The 15619-nt window shown below is 45.6% G+C and carries 15 protein-coding genes; all 15 read right to left on the bottom strand.

Annotated elements, in window-relative coordinates:
• Positions 1-32: 32 nt before the first annotated feature.
• Positions 33-509: a rod shape-determining protein MreD gene (gene mreD / locus ACXAGV_RS15495; RefSeq protein WP_474874016.1), complete on the bottom strand. Its 477-nt coding sequence runs from the start codon at positions 507-509 to the stop codon at positions 33-35.
• Positions 502-1404, bottom strand: a complete 903-nt coding sequence (gene mreC / locus ACXAGV_RS15490) for a rod shape-determining protein MreC (protein ID WP_474874015.1) — start codon at positions 1402-1404, stop codon at positions 502-504. The genes mreD and mreC overlap by 8 nt, the downstream gene beginning before the upstream one ends.
• 37 nt (positions 1405-1441) lie before the next feature.
• The gene (locus ACXAGV_RS15485; protein ID WP_012516782.1) at positions 1442-2485 is read right to left on the bottom strand and encodes a rod shape-determining protein; all 1044 of its coding nucleotides are present in this window, start codon (positions 2483-2485) and stop codon (positions 1442-1444) included.
• Positions 2486-2840: 355 nt separating this feature from the next.
• Positions 2841-6563: a DUF6701 domain-containing protein gene (locus tag ACXAGV_RS15480; protein ID WP_474874014.1), complete on the bottom strand. Its 3723-nt coding sequence runs from the start codon at positions 6561-6563 to the stop codon at positions 2841-2843.
• A complete protein-coding gene (locus tag ACXAGV_RS15475) occupies positions 6563-7036 on the bottom strand; it encodes an agglutinin biogenesis protein MshP (RefSeq protein ID WP_474874013.1) in 474 nt (157 codons plus the stop codon). Before ACXAGV_RS15475 ends, ACXAGV_RS15480 begins: the two co-directional genes overlap by 1 nt.
• Positions 7037-7043: 7 nt before the next feature.
• Positions 7044-7787, bottom strand: a complete 744-nt coding sequence (locus tag ACXAGV_RS15470; protein WP_474874012.1) for a PulJ/GspJ family protein — start codon at positions 7785-7787, stop codon at positions 7044-7046.
• Positions 7787-8308 carry a prepilin-type N-terminal cleavage/methylation domain-containing protein gene (locus ACXAGV_RS15465; RefSeq protein WP_474874011.1) on the bottom strand — a complete coding sequence of 174 codons (522 nt, stop codon included), beginning with the start codon at positions 8306-8308 and terminating at the stop codon, positions 7787-7789. The genes ACXAGV_RS15470 and ACXAGV_RS15465 overlap by 1 nt, the downstream gene beginning before the upstream one ends.
• Complete coding sequence (locus ACXAGV_RS15460; protein WP_474874010.1) at positions 8298-8759, bottom strand: type II secretion system protein; 462 nt, start codon at positions 8757-8759, stop codon at positions 8298-8300. The genes ACXAGV_RS15465 and ACXAGV_RS15460 overlap by 11 nt, the downstream gene beginning before the upstream one ends.
• 1 nt (position 8760) lies before the next feature.
• Positions 8761-9273, bottom strand: a complete 513-nt coding sequence (locus ACXAGV_RS15455) for a type II secretion system protein (RefSeq protein WP_474874009.1) — start codon at positions 9271-9273, stop codon at positions 8761-8763.
• Positions 9274-9295: 22 nt separating this feature from the next.
• Positions 9296-9883 carry a prepilin-type N-terminal cleavage/methylation domain-containing protein gene (locus tag ACXAGV_RS15450; protein WP_474834087.1) on the bottom strand — a complete coding sequence of 196 codons (588 nt, stop codon included), beginning with the start codon at positions 9881-9883 and terminating at the stop codon, positions 9296-9298.
• A 44-nt stretch (positions 9884-9927) separates the two neighbouring features.
• Positions 9928-10428, bottom strand: a complete 501-nt coding sequence (locus ACXAGV_RS15445) for a hypothetical protein (protein WP_474874008.1) — start codon at positions 10426-10428, stop codon at positions 9928-9930.
• Between the two features lie 30 nt (positions 10429-10458).
• The gene (locus tag ACXAGV_RS15440) at positions 10459-11688 is read right to left on the bottom strand and encodes a type II secretion system F family protein (protein ID WP_474828432.1); all 1230 of its coding nucleotides are present in this window, start codon (positions 11686-11688) and stop codon (positions 10459-10461) included.
• Entirely contained in the window at positions 11688-13400 is a 1713-nt protein-coding gene (locus ACXAGV_RS15435; RefSeq protein ID WP_474828434.1) for a GspE/PulE family protein, read from the bottom strand. Before ACXAGV_RS15435 ends, ACXAGV_RS15440 begins: the two co-directional genes overlap by 1 nt.
• Positions 13400-14719 carry a tetratricopeptide repeat protein gene (locus ACXAGV_RS15430; protein ID WP_474834089.1) on the bottom strand — a complete coding sequence of 440 codons (1320 nt, stop codon included), beginning with the start codon at positions 14717-14719 and terminating at the stop codon, positions 13400-13402. Before ACXAGV_RS15430 ends, ACXAGV_RS15435 begins: the two co-directional genes overlap by 1 nt.
• On the bottom strand, positions 14716-15618 hold the full coding sequence (locus ACXAGV_RS15425) for an ExeA family protein (protein ID WP_474834091.1): 903 nt from the start codon (positions 15616-15618) through the stop codon (positions 14716-14718). The genes ACXAGV_RS15430 and ACXAGV_RS15425 overlap by 4 nt, the downstream gene beginning before the upstream one ends.
• Position 15619 lies beyond the last annotated feature (1 nt).

The raw sequence follows: 15619 nt of genomic DNA, 5'->3' as shown, positions 1-15619 counted from the left end.
TTACCTTTGGTTTAATCGAGAATGTGTTTAAGTTACGCAATTGAAAACTGTCGACGTGTGCGCCTGAGTAACCAAAATACCCATGGCCAGAGCACCATAGACGTTACAACGGGCCACAAGTAATCGACCTGGAAATAAATATCAGTGAGTAGGTGCTGTACCCAGAATGTGAGCAGATGATATAGCGCCGATAGAAGGCCGATAATAATAGCTTGCTGCCATACAGAGTAATTTCTTAGTCTTTGGTAATTGGCCGCTAATATATAAACACAAATACTTAAGCCGAAACTATGAATGCCCAACGTTGTGCCCACAAGCACATCCATTGCAACGCCAGTTAAAAACGCCACACCTACATTCACTCTGTGGGGCAGTGCCATACTCCAGTAGGCAAGCACAACTAGCACCCAATCAGGGCGGTAGACATCTACCTGAATTGGCAGTGGAACAATTTGCAATACAAGGGCGACTAACAGGCTTACCCAAATAACGAGGTTACGTTTACGCATCTGAAGACTCTTCCTCGTTGTCTGCTGGCTTGCTTGCCTTTTCATCGGTGTCTGACTCAGGATCAGCTAATGCACCTTCAGCGTCCCATAAGAGCAACAAGTGTCGAAGCCTGTCTAAATTAGCCAACGGCGTAGCAATTACACGTGCAAAAGGACGACTTTCATCTCTCACTACCTGCTTAACGGTGGCGACGGGATAGCCCTCTGGAAAAATCTTACCCAGGCCCGATGAAATAAGCGTATCGCCTTCTTGAATGTCTACGCTGTGCGGTACATGCTCAAGGTATAATTCATTTAATGCGCCGCTTCCGGTGGCAATAAAGCGGATATCATTACGTAACGAACGAACCGGAATGGCGTGCGTAACATCAGCAATCAGAAGCACGCGACTATTAGTTGAGCCTACTTCCATAACTTGGCCCACAACGCCTTTGTCATCAATAACTGGCTGAGATAGATAAACCCCATCAATCGCCCCTTTATTGATAACCACCTGCTTGCTATATGGGTTTTTATCTACCGCCATTAGCTCAGCAACCATTTTTTTTGACGCTAGGCGAACAGGGGCCTGCAGCAGCTCACGAAGCTGCGCATTTTCTTTTGCGATAACCTCGAACTGCTGAAGCTTTTCGCTCATAAGCAACAGTTGGTTATTGAGCTTTTGATTTTCCGCCAGTAATTGTTCTTGAGAAGTAAGGCGCTGAGCGCTCTCGCTAAGCATTAACCCTGGAAGGTTAGCAATATACTGTAGCGGGCTCATTAGAGAGTTAAGGTATACTCGCGTTGATTTAAAGCCGTCCATTTTGTGATCAACAAATATCAGGGTTACCGATAGCAAAAGCGCCAACGTAAGCCTGATATTTAAAGAAGGACCGCGAGTAAAAATAGTATCCATGATACAAATAAGGCAACCTTACGGTTGCCTTTCCTGTTTATTCGTAGCTAAACAGGTCGCCACCGTGAAGGTCAATCATGTCGAAAGCCTTACCACCGCCGCGTGCTACACAGGTTAACGGATCATCAGCAATAACAACTGGAATGCCCGTTTCTTCCATTAGCAATCTATCTAAGTCTTTAAGTAACGCGCCACCACCGGTAAGTACCATACCGCGCTCAGAAATATCAGAAGCAAGCTCTGGTGGAGACTGCTCTAGTGCCACCATGACAGCAGACACAATACCCGTTAGCGGCTCTTGCAGTGCTTCAAGAATTTCATTTGAATTTAGCGTAAACCCGCGAGGTACACCTTCAGCTAGGTTACGGCCGCGTACTTCAATTTCGCGTACTTCTTCGCCCGGATAGGCTGCGCCAATTTCATGCTTAATGCGCTCGGCGGTTGCTTCACCAATAAGTGAGCCAAAATTACGGCGAATATAGTTAATGATAGCTTCATCGAATTTATCACCACCAATACGCACAGAAGATGAATAAACCACGCCGTTTAATGAAATGATAGCAACCTCAGTAGTACCGCCACCGATATCTACCACCATTGAACCTTGCGCTTCTGACACAGGCAAGCCCGCACCGATGGCCGCAGCCATAGGTTCATCGATAAGAAATACTTCTCGCGCACCTGCACCAAGCGCAGACTCTTTGATTGCACGGCGCTCTACTTGTGTTGAACCACATGGCACACATACCAATACACGAGGGCTAGGACGCAAGAAGTTATTGTCGTGCACTTGCTTTATAAAGTGCTGAAGCATTTTTTCAGTAACGTAAAAGTCGGCGATAACACCATCTTTCATTGGGCGAATGGCACGAATGTTACCCGGCGTACGACCAAGCATTCGCTTAGCTTCTGCACCTACTGCAGCTACACTTTTAGGTCCTGCTGCGCGCTCTTGACGAATAGCTACTACTGAGGGCTCGTTTAGAACAATACCTTGGTCTTTTACATAAATCAGCGTGTTAGCTGTTCCGAGGTCGATGGACAGATCGTTAGAGAACATGCCTCGAAGCTTTTTAAACATGAAGTGTGTATTCCTGTTCCTGTGTTAACGCGTATTTGCAAAGGTGAGACGGCGACGCTTTAACGTGAAGTCGATATTTATTCGCACACTTTAACAATGGGGGCAATTTTGGGCAAGTAATGGTGTCACTTAGGGCCAAAATAACTACTTTATTGATAAGCAAATCCGGCGTCAGCCCCATAAAGGCATAATGCATACGCGCTAATCATTTGATTCCTACATTAGAACCATTAATGACCCCGTAAACATTAGAAGGTTCAAAAACAATTAGCTAAATATTCACACCTTTTTACAATGACACCGCTAATGCTCGCTCTATCTGTAATGTCGTGAATAAAACCATTAAACTGCCTTATTAGTCATTGATTTGTTCCCGCTTGTAAATGATGTTGTCGTTTCCTCTGTAAACACCATAGGTCAGCGTGGCGCTAGGCGGGTTGTCAGCTTCACCATCTTTATCCCAATCCCAGAGCAACCAAGCTTCGGGGGTATAAGTTAACGGATAATTACCCGCCCCATTTGGCGATGATAAGCGCATACCTTCGCCGATGACGTACGCACCTTCACCTAGGGTTCCGGCTTCAGAAGAAACTAGCTCGCCTGAGGCATCATTTATATTACCGTGAGCAAAGTCTGTGCAGCTATCGTACGTGTTTATGCGCCACGTTTGACCGTCCCAGTATTGAGTGCGAAGGGGAAGCAGTAAGGCTTCATCTGCACCGCCATAGTTGTTAATTAACGTAGCTCGGCCGTAGGCGAAGCTGATCGCATCACCAAAATCGTCAACACAGAAACCCGTGCAAGAAAGTCCATTAAAGTTTGCGCTCTCTATTTGCCCACTATCAGCCACCAGCGCAATAGATGCGTCCATGTATGCTCCGTCGAGTGCTGCGCCACCCAAGCGGCTAAATGCTATATCATTGTCAGAAAAAGAAATTTGACCTGTAGCCCCGCTTTGAGGCCATGAAATCGTGTTTGTATTTTCTAAACGGTCTAACAAACTTCCGTCGTGCTCTACCTGCAAACCAAGGTTTGTTAGTTTGTCGAAGCCATCATAGTAGTTCACAGTGCGGCTGCCATTTTGATTAAGGGCAGTAAGCGTAAAACTGACCTCATCAATAGGTTGGTCAAAATAGTTGAACCCATCACTGGCAGTACATGCCGCTACAACACCCCCGGTTAGTGAAAAGTTAGAGGGCGCAAACCTTCCCACGTTATCGACCTGCCCTAATACGTTAGCATTTGTTAAATACGTACTTTGCGCTGCGATAGATATAGTGCCTACCTCATCATAATTTACGGCCAAGTTAACTTTACCTTCGTTATCAAAGTTAACGCTGGTTGTGCTTAATGAGCCTGTTGCTCCACCTGCTGGCAAGGTTTGTTGAGGCGTTAGAGTGACACTACCTGAATAGTGTTCGGCTGTGTTGTTATTAGCTAAGTCTGCAAAATTATCTGGCACACCATCATTATTATTATCTTCCCCATCAACCCACTGCACTGTACGAAGACCGAGTACAAAGTCTTCTCCCGTGCGCTTCAGCAGTGAGCCATTCGCGTTACTTGCATAACCGTTAGGGTTCGTACTGGTAGCACTGTCATTTAGGATGTCTATAGCAAAACCAAACGGTCGAACCGCAAAGATATTTGAAGACCCGGATATTGCTGTCCTGTCAGTAATTGTTCCTGTGAGCGATAATTCACCCGCATCAGGATACTGCACCGTAAACTCAGCGCGAGAGTTTGCGTCAAATTGCAGTGCGAAGGTATCCGCAGATAACCCAAGTTCATACGTGTTATTGTTATTTGACAGGGCCACCTTATTCGAGCAATTGCTAGAACTTGCGCAATTGTAGTTAAGGTCCACATCCACTATTTTATTTTTTAAGAGTTCTGAATTTCCACAAGCCTCGACAGCATAGGTCTTACTATTAAAGCCTTGATCTGATGGTTTGCCAGATAGTTGGGTTACAATAGTGGCGGTGTTGTCTGTAAGGTTTTTAAACACTAGACCATCGTCTTTGAAGTCAATTTTACACCCTTCAATACCTACATCCTTTCCCCCAATAAAACAGCGAAGCTGTGAAGATGGCGTTTCGCCTAGTGTTGCAAGTTTTGTATCGTTTCCTTTCAGGCTGTCTAGCGCTAACGAAATCTGTCCAGTAAAAGAGACGACATCATTTCCGCTCCACTGAAAATTAGCATTGTTTTGCGGAGACAGATTAACCGTTGAAGGCTGAGAGTAGATGAGATCGCAATTCACATCCGCACAAGCCTTAAGCGTTATCTGTTTAGCCGCACAGCTACTGCCTTTGTTGTCCGCTAATTCATAGCGATAGTGATTAAGTACTTCGATAACCTCACGACCACATATGCCGGGAATATTATTGGGTACTTCGTTCGCAGTTACTTTAAGAGGTGCAGGAATATTTACCGTAGGTGAAGAAATAGATTCGATTCCTCCGCCTGCGTTAAACCGCCCAACTATGGTTTCATCACCTACGTTAGCAAACGTCACTGTCCCTTTGGCAATGACTAATGCTTTGGGGTTGGAGCCATCAATGAGGACGTCGCCATCTACATAAATAGCTAAATAGGCACCATCGGCAACCGTTATATTAGCATTAGCCATAACGAAGCGGGTTGGCTCGCCACTTGGATTTGTACCTGGATCGGAAATATAGATGCGTGTAGGGGCTACGACGTTATAGTTGCCCGCTGCCATCAGTACATTCTGCCTATTGAAGTAATAATTCCCCGCTAAATTACCGGCGGTTATTTCGGGGCCGCTGTCATCAACTGTAATACTAGGTATTGCTCTGGCTTGTGACTCGGTCAGTGAGTCTGTGTTATTTACGGTACAGTCGACACCCGGCTCTCCACATTTAGGATAGTTCACTGTGCCAGCGGTTCCACCAGCTATTAGTTGTGTTGCACTCAATACCCCGCCGTTTTCATCAATAATACGGCTATTCGCGGGAAGGTTAATGGCAGACCCGCCAAATGCAGCTACCGCCCCAGGAAATGCCACGTCACAACTTGGTACTTCACCACTGAACACAAACTCTGATGTCATAGCCAGAATACTGGCATCTTCCTCGGTGTGATTGCGCTCTGAATCTAAACTTCGGTCTTCATCAACGCGAAGCCCCAATCTATTTTTGTTAACCTGGCAACTGCGCAGCCAACCACCATCTGCGCCATTGCGACTAATTTTACTAGCAGCAACTAATGGCGTTTGCGCATAGCTATTTTTAAAGTCATTCCGGAAGCAGCCATCGTCCCACCCTTGAATACGCACGTCTGCAAAGTCTGCTTCCCAGACCACCTCTACACCGCTGTCGTCAAAGAACCTGCGGTCAAACCCTTCTGTGGTGGCCATGTAAGCAACCGTTTCAGTGCGTGTCACGGGCTCGTAATCTGTTTCTGATGCTTCCAAGGCTATGTAGTATGAAGGCGCTTCATATTTAGCTGCAATGGTCAGGAATGGCAGTAGATGCTCATTGGGAGGTTTCTTGCCATTTACGTCAACTTGGTTATTCACGGTTTGAATAGAGTGGAAGAAAACGGGCTGTTCTCCAAAATCTGTTTGTAACGGTACTTCTGCATATCGCGCATTTTCAGTACCAGGCACTAATGGTCCTGTTGGAATATACCAAGGCGAATTGGTAGCAGCTTGGATAGTAGTAGCATCCAGCTCCATTTTTCCTACCTCAACAATATCGCCGTCAGGAAATTCGTGAACGCCGTAGGCAATCGCTAGGTAATGACCTCCCATAGTTATATGAGGGCCATCTTCACCAGAGGGTTCAAGGGGCAATGCTTCAAAACCCGTTCTGGTGACGTTGCGAATTTTGACGATAGCAGGGTTAGCCCCCTGATTGGTTGAAAGCATAAATACTGCGGGCGGCTCATCGTACACCTGCGAAAAACTAATAGTCGTCCACTCTGCTTTGTTATAGGTATTTTGAAGTTCGATAAACCTGCCTTCAATTTGAGGGACGGCTAACACGGGCAATGCTAATACAGATAGCATCCCAATAGAAAAAGCTCGAAAACGAGATATACGGTATGTCATTATTCTTCCTGCCTCACTTCAACAAGAACGCGTTTTGAGGTTTCAAGCTGGCCTGCACTGCACTGTGCTTCCGCACCTAACGCATAAACCCTAATTTCACCAGCAGATACTTCTGGCTCTTCGACCTCGGTCTCTACCTCACAAGATAGCGTAATAACACAATTCTGCACGTTAGCTGCATTAATAATTACTGGCTGAGTAATGGCAGTACAAGCAGGGTTATTACCGTTAATTAGCCTCGAAATCGCAACTTCCATTCCGCTTTGCGCGGCCAAATAAGCCCGAGCACCATAGTATTCAATAGATTGCTGCCGGATATTGGATGAGATTTGATTGGACAACGCTATTCCAAGCCCTAAAAGAACAATACTTATTATAATCGCAACTATTGTTGTAGAGCCTTTTTGACGAACTGGAGAACCAGAAAAACCAAGAATACCTTGGCCTCTTCGGTGGTTTATTAACTGGGGCATTTCTTTACTAGGGCACATTAGGGAAATGAACCTCGTGTACAACTGATATCTGCTCATCATCACTGCTTTCTAAGGTCATTTGCAGCTCTATAAGACCATTTTGTCGTAGCCCCGCGGTTACTACGTTCGCACTCCACGACGACACATTAGTACCAATAACGCCGGAAATACCACCTTGCGTTCTGATTAAACGCTCTCCCTGAGCGGTAGATGTTCTGCACACTGTCACTTGCGCTTCAGGAACAAAGAAGCGTTTGCCTGGTGAGGATTGTGTGTTCGCGGCGCTAAGCGTGAGGTCATATTGATTATCGCTGGTCGGCTCAGAAGCCGCATTACCAATAGTATCTATTGTTCTTCCGTTATCATTCACGCTCTGCGGGTTTGTGGGGTATATAACAAGGGTGTCATTTACACTTAACTGACTATTGAACACGACTACGTGCATAGGGTTGTTAAACGCATCACCCACGTAGGTGCCACTTTCTTTAATCGGGTAATATGACAGGCACCCTAAACTTGCATCAAATGACACTGAATTTGGCACCACATTGCGTAGTTCTTTTTCAAGTCGCAAAATAATAAAGCGCGCGTCTGAAACAAGGCGAGTACGTTCTGCACCGGTTACATAAATTTGCGCACTTAAAGAAATCACTTGGGCGACAGATACGCTAATGACGCCTAAAATAGTGATCACTAGAATAAGCTCTATAAGCGTAAAACCGCGCTGACGCTGTGCTTGTCGTGGAAACATTAATAGCTCCCTCGATAAGCGCTAAAGTTGTAGATTTGGCCGTCTGGTGCAGTCACTGCGATATCAATGCGTTTGAACGTTTGACCGTCAGTGGGTGTACTGTCATCTAAGTCACTGTCGTAATCTACCGTTACCGTAAAAGCAAAATTGTTGTAGTTACCGCCGACGTTACTCACTATATAGCCGTTGTAATCGTCCACATCGTCATAGTCGTCTTCACTCGCCTCTTCAGGACCAAGTGTTGTTGAGCAATTTCCTTTGGTGTTACAGGTTTCAAATGGCGGGCTTCGGTCGCTGTTTTCATCATAAGAGCGGCTTAGAATATCGTTCATTAACGACTGGCCTAACTTAGCTGCTTTTACTTGGCGAAATGGCTCAGCGGTTTGTTCAGCTTGCGGCACAATTAGCGATAGCACTATTGTTAAGCTGATAGTGAATACAACAATACCAATTACTAGCTCTAATAAAGTAAAGCCTTCACTGCGTTTTCTACGCGTAGGGAACATTGCGCTAGCACGCATAAATGGCCCCTTCACTTTGCAAACACATAGAAAAGGTACTTATTTGAATTTTGCAGTTAGTTGAGCAGGCAATATTGCTTGGTCGGCCAAATCCGTCAAACTGAATTTGAGAAAAGCTATCGCCGTTTTCATCTGCAGTTTGGAAGGTAAAGTCGGTGTTGGATGCATTAACAACTTGGTCGTCATCAAAAGCAGTGGAAAGAGCGTTTGCGCAGTCGTGTCCAGCGGGAGGGGCAATGATTGTGGCGGTTATTTTCACACAGCTAGTGTCTTGCACATTTTGCATAGCACGAAACTGCATGTTACGAACAACTTGAAGTGTGCGATCGCGAAGTGCAATGGCTTCTTCAGTATCGCTACCAAGAAAGCGAGGTGCGGCGGTAACCGCCAGCACCCCAATAACCAAAATGGTTATAATAAGTTCTACTAGTGTAAAACCGCTTTTCTTCACATTACTCTACACACGTGTTTACAGTAATTGTAGGGCGCTCGCCTTCAGCTGTTGAATTTGTGTATGCAACAGAACAGGCACTATTGGCCGCTGCAGGATCTGGCGCCCCGTCATAAGCACCAGTGTAATAAATAAGAATAGTATCATCGTCTACAGACTCTGTTGCATATTCGCCATTAGTGTTATTAATGTCAGCGTCAAGAATACTTGTAAAATTCGCCGCAGTTGCAGCATCTGGATATCCGAACACTACAGACACAGTAGTACTATTTCCGATGTTGACCGAATCTGAACCATCACTAGAGGCGGCCACATCATTGATAAGTGCTTTACCGTAAACAACAGATGAAGCAGACTCCAGAGAACCAGCAATACCTTCCAATACAGAATCACGTGCGTCGTCTTGAAGGTTCAGAAACTTAGGTGCTGCGGTTACCGCTAGGATACCCAGCAATACAATTACAATGATTAACTCGATTAGGGTGAAACCCTGTTGTGTTGATACTTTTTGCATAATCAAACTTCCTGAGTATTAATTAAAAAACAGTAACCTGGCCAGTGGCTGGGTTGTAAGTGAAACCGTCAAACGTCGTACCGTCAGGCGTGCCGTCTGCTGGCGCTACATTGTTAGGTAAACCCATAGACTCAACTAAGTAGTAAACACAAAGCGTGTTTGTGCCAGAGTCATCTGAACGTACCGCATATCTGAAGTCAGCAACAACCGTATCATTGGTTGATGTTGTGTTAGTAGGCGCTGACTGTAGAATTAGGTCAAATGTGTTTTTACATTCGGCATTGTTCACCGAAGAAATAAGCGTATTGCCCGTTGGGCTGCCTGTGGGATAGCCAATGGTGCCATCTACGCCCACTGGCGTTTGGTCATAGGTGACTACTGTGCTGTTAGCGCCACTGTTGTTGCCGCTTGGGCGGCCTTCCACTTCCCACTGGGCGCGCACAAGACCAACAGCAGCCGCAAAGCCACCTGCTACTCCTTCTACACTGGCCTCTCGCGCTTCATCAGTAACATCGATAAAACGCGGTAGCGCTGTAGCCGCAAGCAAGCCTAAAATAATTACAACAATGATAAGCTCTATTAGTGTAAAGCCTTGCTGTCTCGTGTTCATAGCATCTCCTAGATTACAAATAAGCGCATAACTCCGACGCTTAGTTAACTTCTTTTTTCTCTTACCAAGCCGCTATCGGCGTGGTACTCGAACCAAACCTTGTCTTGAAAAAAGTATGCACATCGCAAATAGCCGTTCACGTATTCATCGTTTACCGATACTTCAGACGACATATCGAATTCTCTTAGTGTCGCCAACGTGAACATATATTCACAGGCATTCCCTAACCCAGCCTCAAGCCCTTCAGGCCAGCCTTTTATATTTACAAATAACTCTGCAGCGACTTCTTGTTGGCGCTTCTGCTTTATGCCGCCGCTGGCATCAAAGTCAATTTCGTAAATCAAAACCTTTGATTGCTTGGTCTTTATCCACTGGGCCCTTGCCAACATAACAACCCGCTGAAACTGAGCCACTGCGTTTTCTTTGTTAACTTTTTCAGCTTCTTTTATTACTGGCGTTGCGTGATAAACATACGTAGCAGCCACAACAGCAAGCACCAAACCAATCACGATAAAGTTAAATAACCCTGACTTAGTGCTAGCCACGCTTTACCCCACTAAAATGGCGCGAAACTCTTACCCGCCCTTTACCGCCGACATCATGTTCCACATTGGTGTAAATATGCCAAGCGCCAGTATTAATACCATTACCGCTACAAAACCTATCAAGATAGGTTCAATTTTGGCCGTTAAGCTCTTAAGGTCGAAATCAACTTCACGTTCGTAATAGTCTGCGCTCTCTTCCAAAAGCGGCTCTAATCGACCCGTTTCCTCACCCACAGCTATCATTTGTAGTACAAGTGTAGAAAACAGTTCGCTATTTTTCGAAACCCTCAGCAAACTTTCGCCTTTTTCTATGCCCTGGCGCATTTCTTTAATGCGCATCTGCATATGGGCGTTATCTACAGCATCCGCTGTTAGTGACAGGCCTGCGGTTAACGGCACACCAGCTCGCAAAATCATAGAAAAACTACGGCTATATCTTGCTAACAATGATCGCTCAATAATGCTGCCTACAACAGGCAACTTTAGTTTAAATTTGTCCCATTTAAGTCGTCCATTAGTCGAATTAACGTATTGTTTAGCCGAAAAAATTGTTCCAATTAGAACAATTAAGATTAACCACCAGTAGTTTACAAAGAAGTTTGAAGTGCCTATCAGCACGCGAGTCATTATAGGTAGCTCGGTGTCGAACCGCTCAAACATTTGTGTAAAAACGGGTACAACGAAAAGGTTCAATATAAACATAGCAATAGCGAGTGCTATCAATACAAATGTGGGGTACCGCAACGCCGATTTAATGCGTTTTCGTGTTTCCTGTTCTCGTTCAAAATAGAGGGCTAACTGCAGAAAAACATCGTCCAGCTTACCGGTATTTTCCCCTACTACGACAACAGAAATGGTCAACCGCGTGAAGACTTTTTCATACTTTGTCATGGCCGAAGATAAGCTTCTGCCTTGTTCAAGCTGATCGGCAATGTCCTTTAAAATTTCTTGGAAACGCTTATGTGAGGCGTTTTCACTTAGCCCTTTAATTGCCCGAATAATCGGAATACCCGCTTTAAGAAGCGAGTACATTTGGCGAGAAAAGATGATCATCTCATCCAGTCCCACTTTAGCTTCGAATAAGTGGCCAATGTCTAAGCCACTGCCCGCTTCTGCTGCCTTTTTAGTTTCTTCTATCGAAATAGGAACTATGTTTTTAGACAGTAAAGCCTGCGCTGCGGCTTGTGCTGAGGCAGCTTCAATAACCCCTTTTTCAGGACCACCTTGAGTCGATTTACCCGCATAGCTAAACTGAGGCATTAGTGGTTCACCACCTCAGGAACAAACTCAGCGACTTTGAAGACCTCATCTAATGAGGTTTTGCCTTCAGCTGCATAATCAAGAGCCATATGAGAAAGTGGAACAAAGTCCTTGTTGGCCTTTGTCGCGTCAACAAACCCCTGCGTATCGTCATCTCGCAGCGCTTCCATCATATCTTCGTTCATTTCCAAAAACTCGAAAACACCAATACGACCTTTGTAACCTGTGTGGTTACAGCTATTGCAGCCCCTACCTTTGTAAAAAGTCGCATTTGCTAGTTCTGGCTTTAGGAAACCTACCCATGCTTGCTCTTGCGCGCTTGGCGGCCGCTCTTCTTTACAGTTGTCACATACACGACGTACCAAACGCTGCGCCAAAACGCCACGCAGTGATGTTGCTACTAGATAGGGCGCCGCGCCCATATCGATAAGACGGATGGCGCTAGTTACAGAGTCATTGGTGTGAAGCGTACTTAAAACCAAGTGGCCAGTTAGTGCTCCTCTCAGTCCTATTTCAACTGTTTCTTGATCGCGCATCTCCCCTACCATGATAATGTCAGGGTCTTGTCGAAGGGTGGTACGTAAAATTGACGCGAAGTCGAGACCAATTTTTGAGTTAACTTGCACCTGATTAACACGAGGCAAACGATATTCAATGGGGTCTTCAGCGGTAATGATTTTCAAGTCTGGCTTGTTGAGTTCGCTCAATGCGCCATACAAGGTCGTGGTTTTACCTGAACCTGTAGGCCCAGTGACCAATATCATGCCGTGAGGTCGGTTTATTGCTGCGCGAAATTTCTCGGCCATCGCATCCGGCATCCCCGTCTGATCTAACGTCAAAAGACCCGCGGATTGATCTAGCAAACGCATCACCACCGCTTCACCGTTAGCGACAGGCATGGTGGAAACACGCACATCAAGGGTATGACCCTTCACTTTAATATTGAAACGCCCATCTTGAGGAATGCGCTTTTCTGATATGTCGAGTCCAGACATTAGCTTTAGCCTAAGTACCAATGCCGAGGCAATTTTAACCTGGTTTAGCGTGTTTTCCTGCAGCACGCCGTCAACACGCTGCCTTATGCGCAGAATATTTTCATCTGGCTCAATATGAATATCAGATGCACGCACCTGTACTGCATCTTCAAAAATAGAGTGGAGTAGTTTTACTACTGTGGCATCTGAAGTGGTATCGTCTAAGGCAGAGAGTTCAAAATCGGCTTCATCGGCATATTCTTCGCCCAACTTTTCTGCAAATGAAGCAATATCTTGAGTGCGACGATACACGGTATCGAATGCTTCAAGCATTTGATGCTCTTGCACGATAGCTAGTTCAATATTGCGAGGAGCTACTAGCGGCCCAAGCTGGTCAAGACCGCCTAAATCGGTGGGGTCGCTCATACCAAGCAGCACTTCATCGTCGTCAGCTTCTAGTACTAGCGCGCGATAGCGTCTTGCATAAGTTTCTGGTATAAGTTGCGCCTGCTCTGGATCAATTCGGCGCTGTGTTATATCTAAAAACGGAATATTGAGCTGCTGCGCAAGAAAGCGCAGAAGTTGAGGCTCGCTGATAAACCCTAAGTCAATAAGCGTATCACCCAGTTTGCGCCCAGATGAACGCTGTGCAGATAGTGCATTATCAAGCTGTTCGCTGGTAATAATATTTTCGTGAACTAATAAATCGCCGAGGCGCATCTTTAATCGAGGACGCATTAAGGTTGCTCCTGTAAATCAGTTAGGCGGGCACTGGCATATTGCGATGACGTAGAAGAGAGGCCACCGATTGCTAGGGCTCTGGAATATGAAGAAATAGCCAAACGCTTGTCTTCCAGTGCATCATAATTAACCCCCAGTGCCAGCCACCATTTAGCGTTATTTGGTTGTAGCGAAGTCATGGCACTAAACGCCGAGACAGCTTGTTTTGGTTTGTTGATGGTTTGTGCAGAGGTGCCCTTTAGTATCAAGTAATCGATACGTTTTTCAGCCAGTGCTTTTACATCTAAGCTGTCAGGCATCAGGTTCAATGCTTCTTCAAAACGACTTTCTTGAACCAAAATCTTGGCCATAAGCTCGCGCCACACTAACGACTCTGGCGACATCACAACGCCTTCTGAAAGCACCTGGAGAGCTTGTAGGTTGTTATTCTGCCCAAAATAAAGCGCGGCTAATTGTTTGCGAGCCTCGGTGTTTTGTGGATAGGTAGACAGTGCAAGAGTAAAGCTTTTTTGGGCGTCGTCGAAAATTCCAAAATTGTAAGCTTTAAGCCCTGCCTCTAAATGAACAGCGCTTTGTTGCTCTGGAGATTTAGGCGTAATGTCAATTGCTGGCTCACGCGAAATAATGTTGTCTGACTTAGGCGAGCTCAATTCACCGCTTGTTTTAACGTTTGTTCCAACACTTGTCTTGTTGGCCGTTTGTATATTTGCTTTTTCTTGGGTTAAGCCTGAGGCTTTCACTCCTGCCGCCCCAGTTTCTTCTGCCTCAGCTGTTGTGGTCTCGGCTGCAATTACGGTTGCCCCTACTTTTGACTTAACATTCGAGCTTGCGTTTGAAGTATTAGCAGCTTGCGCACGCTGCCTATATTCAGCCTCGTCGTCGACTACCGTCTCATCAATACTATTAAATACAATCTCGGCCACATCTGACGGCGTATTTTGGTATGCCAAATCTTGCTCGGATAACGGCGTAGATTTCATGCCCTCTAACTGTTGTTCGGCACTATCGACACCTTGCTTGGAAGTACTTTCTCTGTCCGCTTGGATGGGCTTATTTTCCAGTGAGCTTGCTGCTGTATTCTGTACATCGCCTTTTGCAACAATGTCAGCGCTACCTGTATTACCAACACTGTTACTATTCCCAGACTCAGTCATGCTGCTCAACACCAGCCAAATAGCTAGACCTAGTACAGTGAGCGCAATCAGCGCTTTAGGCCACAGCGAACGATTTTCGACGTGAACCGTAGGCGGCAAGCCAAAATCTTCGTTCTGGTTTCGCTCATCAAGGGACTTTAGGGTGTCATTCAAAATACTCAAAAGTTCTGCGCTCCGTAAAGATGAAGCGCACTTGCTACAGCAACCACGGCTATCGATAAAACCACAATACTTTGTCTAGGTACTAGCCGCCGTTTACAGTCATCAGTATCAATTACTGCACTTATCGTATGTTGCCAACTCGCCGAACTTTTCCCTTGACCGTAAGCACGAAGAAGAATTTTGTGGCAAACGATGTTAACCAACCGTGGCGTTCCTCGGGTGACTAATGCGATAAAAGCCCGTAAACCCTTAGAAATTAATTGCTCGCTTCCGCCCGCCGTTGTTAGCCTATGCCCTATGTAATAATCCACTTCCGCCGACGTCATTGTGCGCAGCGTGTACGAAAAGCTGATGCGCTGACGGATTTGCCTAACCTTGGGGTTTGACAGGTTAGCGTCAAGTTCTGGCTGACCGAATAAAACAATTTGAAGTAGCTTACTTTTCTCAGTTTCTAAGTTGCTAAATAAGCGCAGCATCTCAAGTGCATCCCAGCTTAACGATTGCGCTTCATCGATAATCAGTACTGCTTGCCGCCCTTCCTGTTTAAGTGCTAACAGCCTTGACTCTATGGCACTGTGTAACCCCTGAGAGGCTTCGTTTTTACTTACATCAATACCTAATTCATTGGCAAATGCTATACGCAACTCGTCAGGGCTAAGGTATGGATTCGGTAAGTAGCAGGCTACAAATTTATCCGAAAGGTGATTTATCAGCTTGCGGCACAACAAGGTTTTACCTGTACCTACTTCACCGGTCACTTTGATAAAACCTTCAGACATACTTAACGCAGACAAAATGACTTTTAACGCTTCATTGTGCGGCGCCAGTGCACAAAAGAAATCCGTGTTCGGCGTGAGCGAAAACGGCATTTCTGTGAAGTGATAAAAGCCCTGATACATA

The organism is Alteromonas sp. ABH4_453 (genome assembly GCF_056160665.1).
The sequence above is the reverse complement of the archived record's forward strand: the minus strand, read 5'-3'. Positions and strand labels throughout refer to the sequence as shown.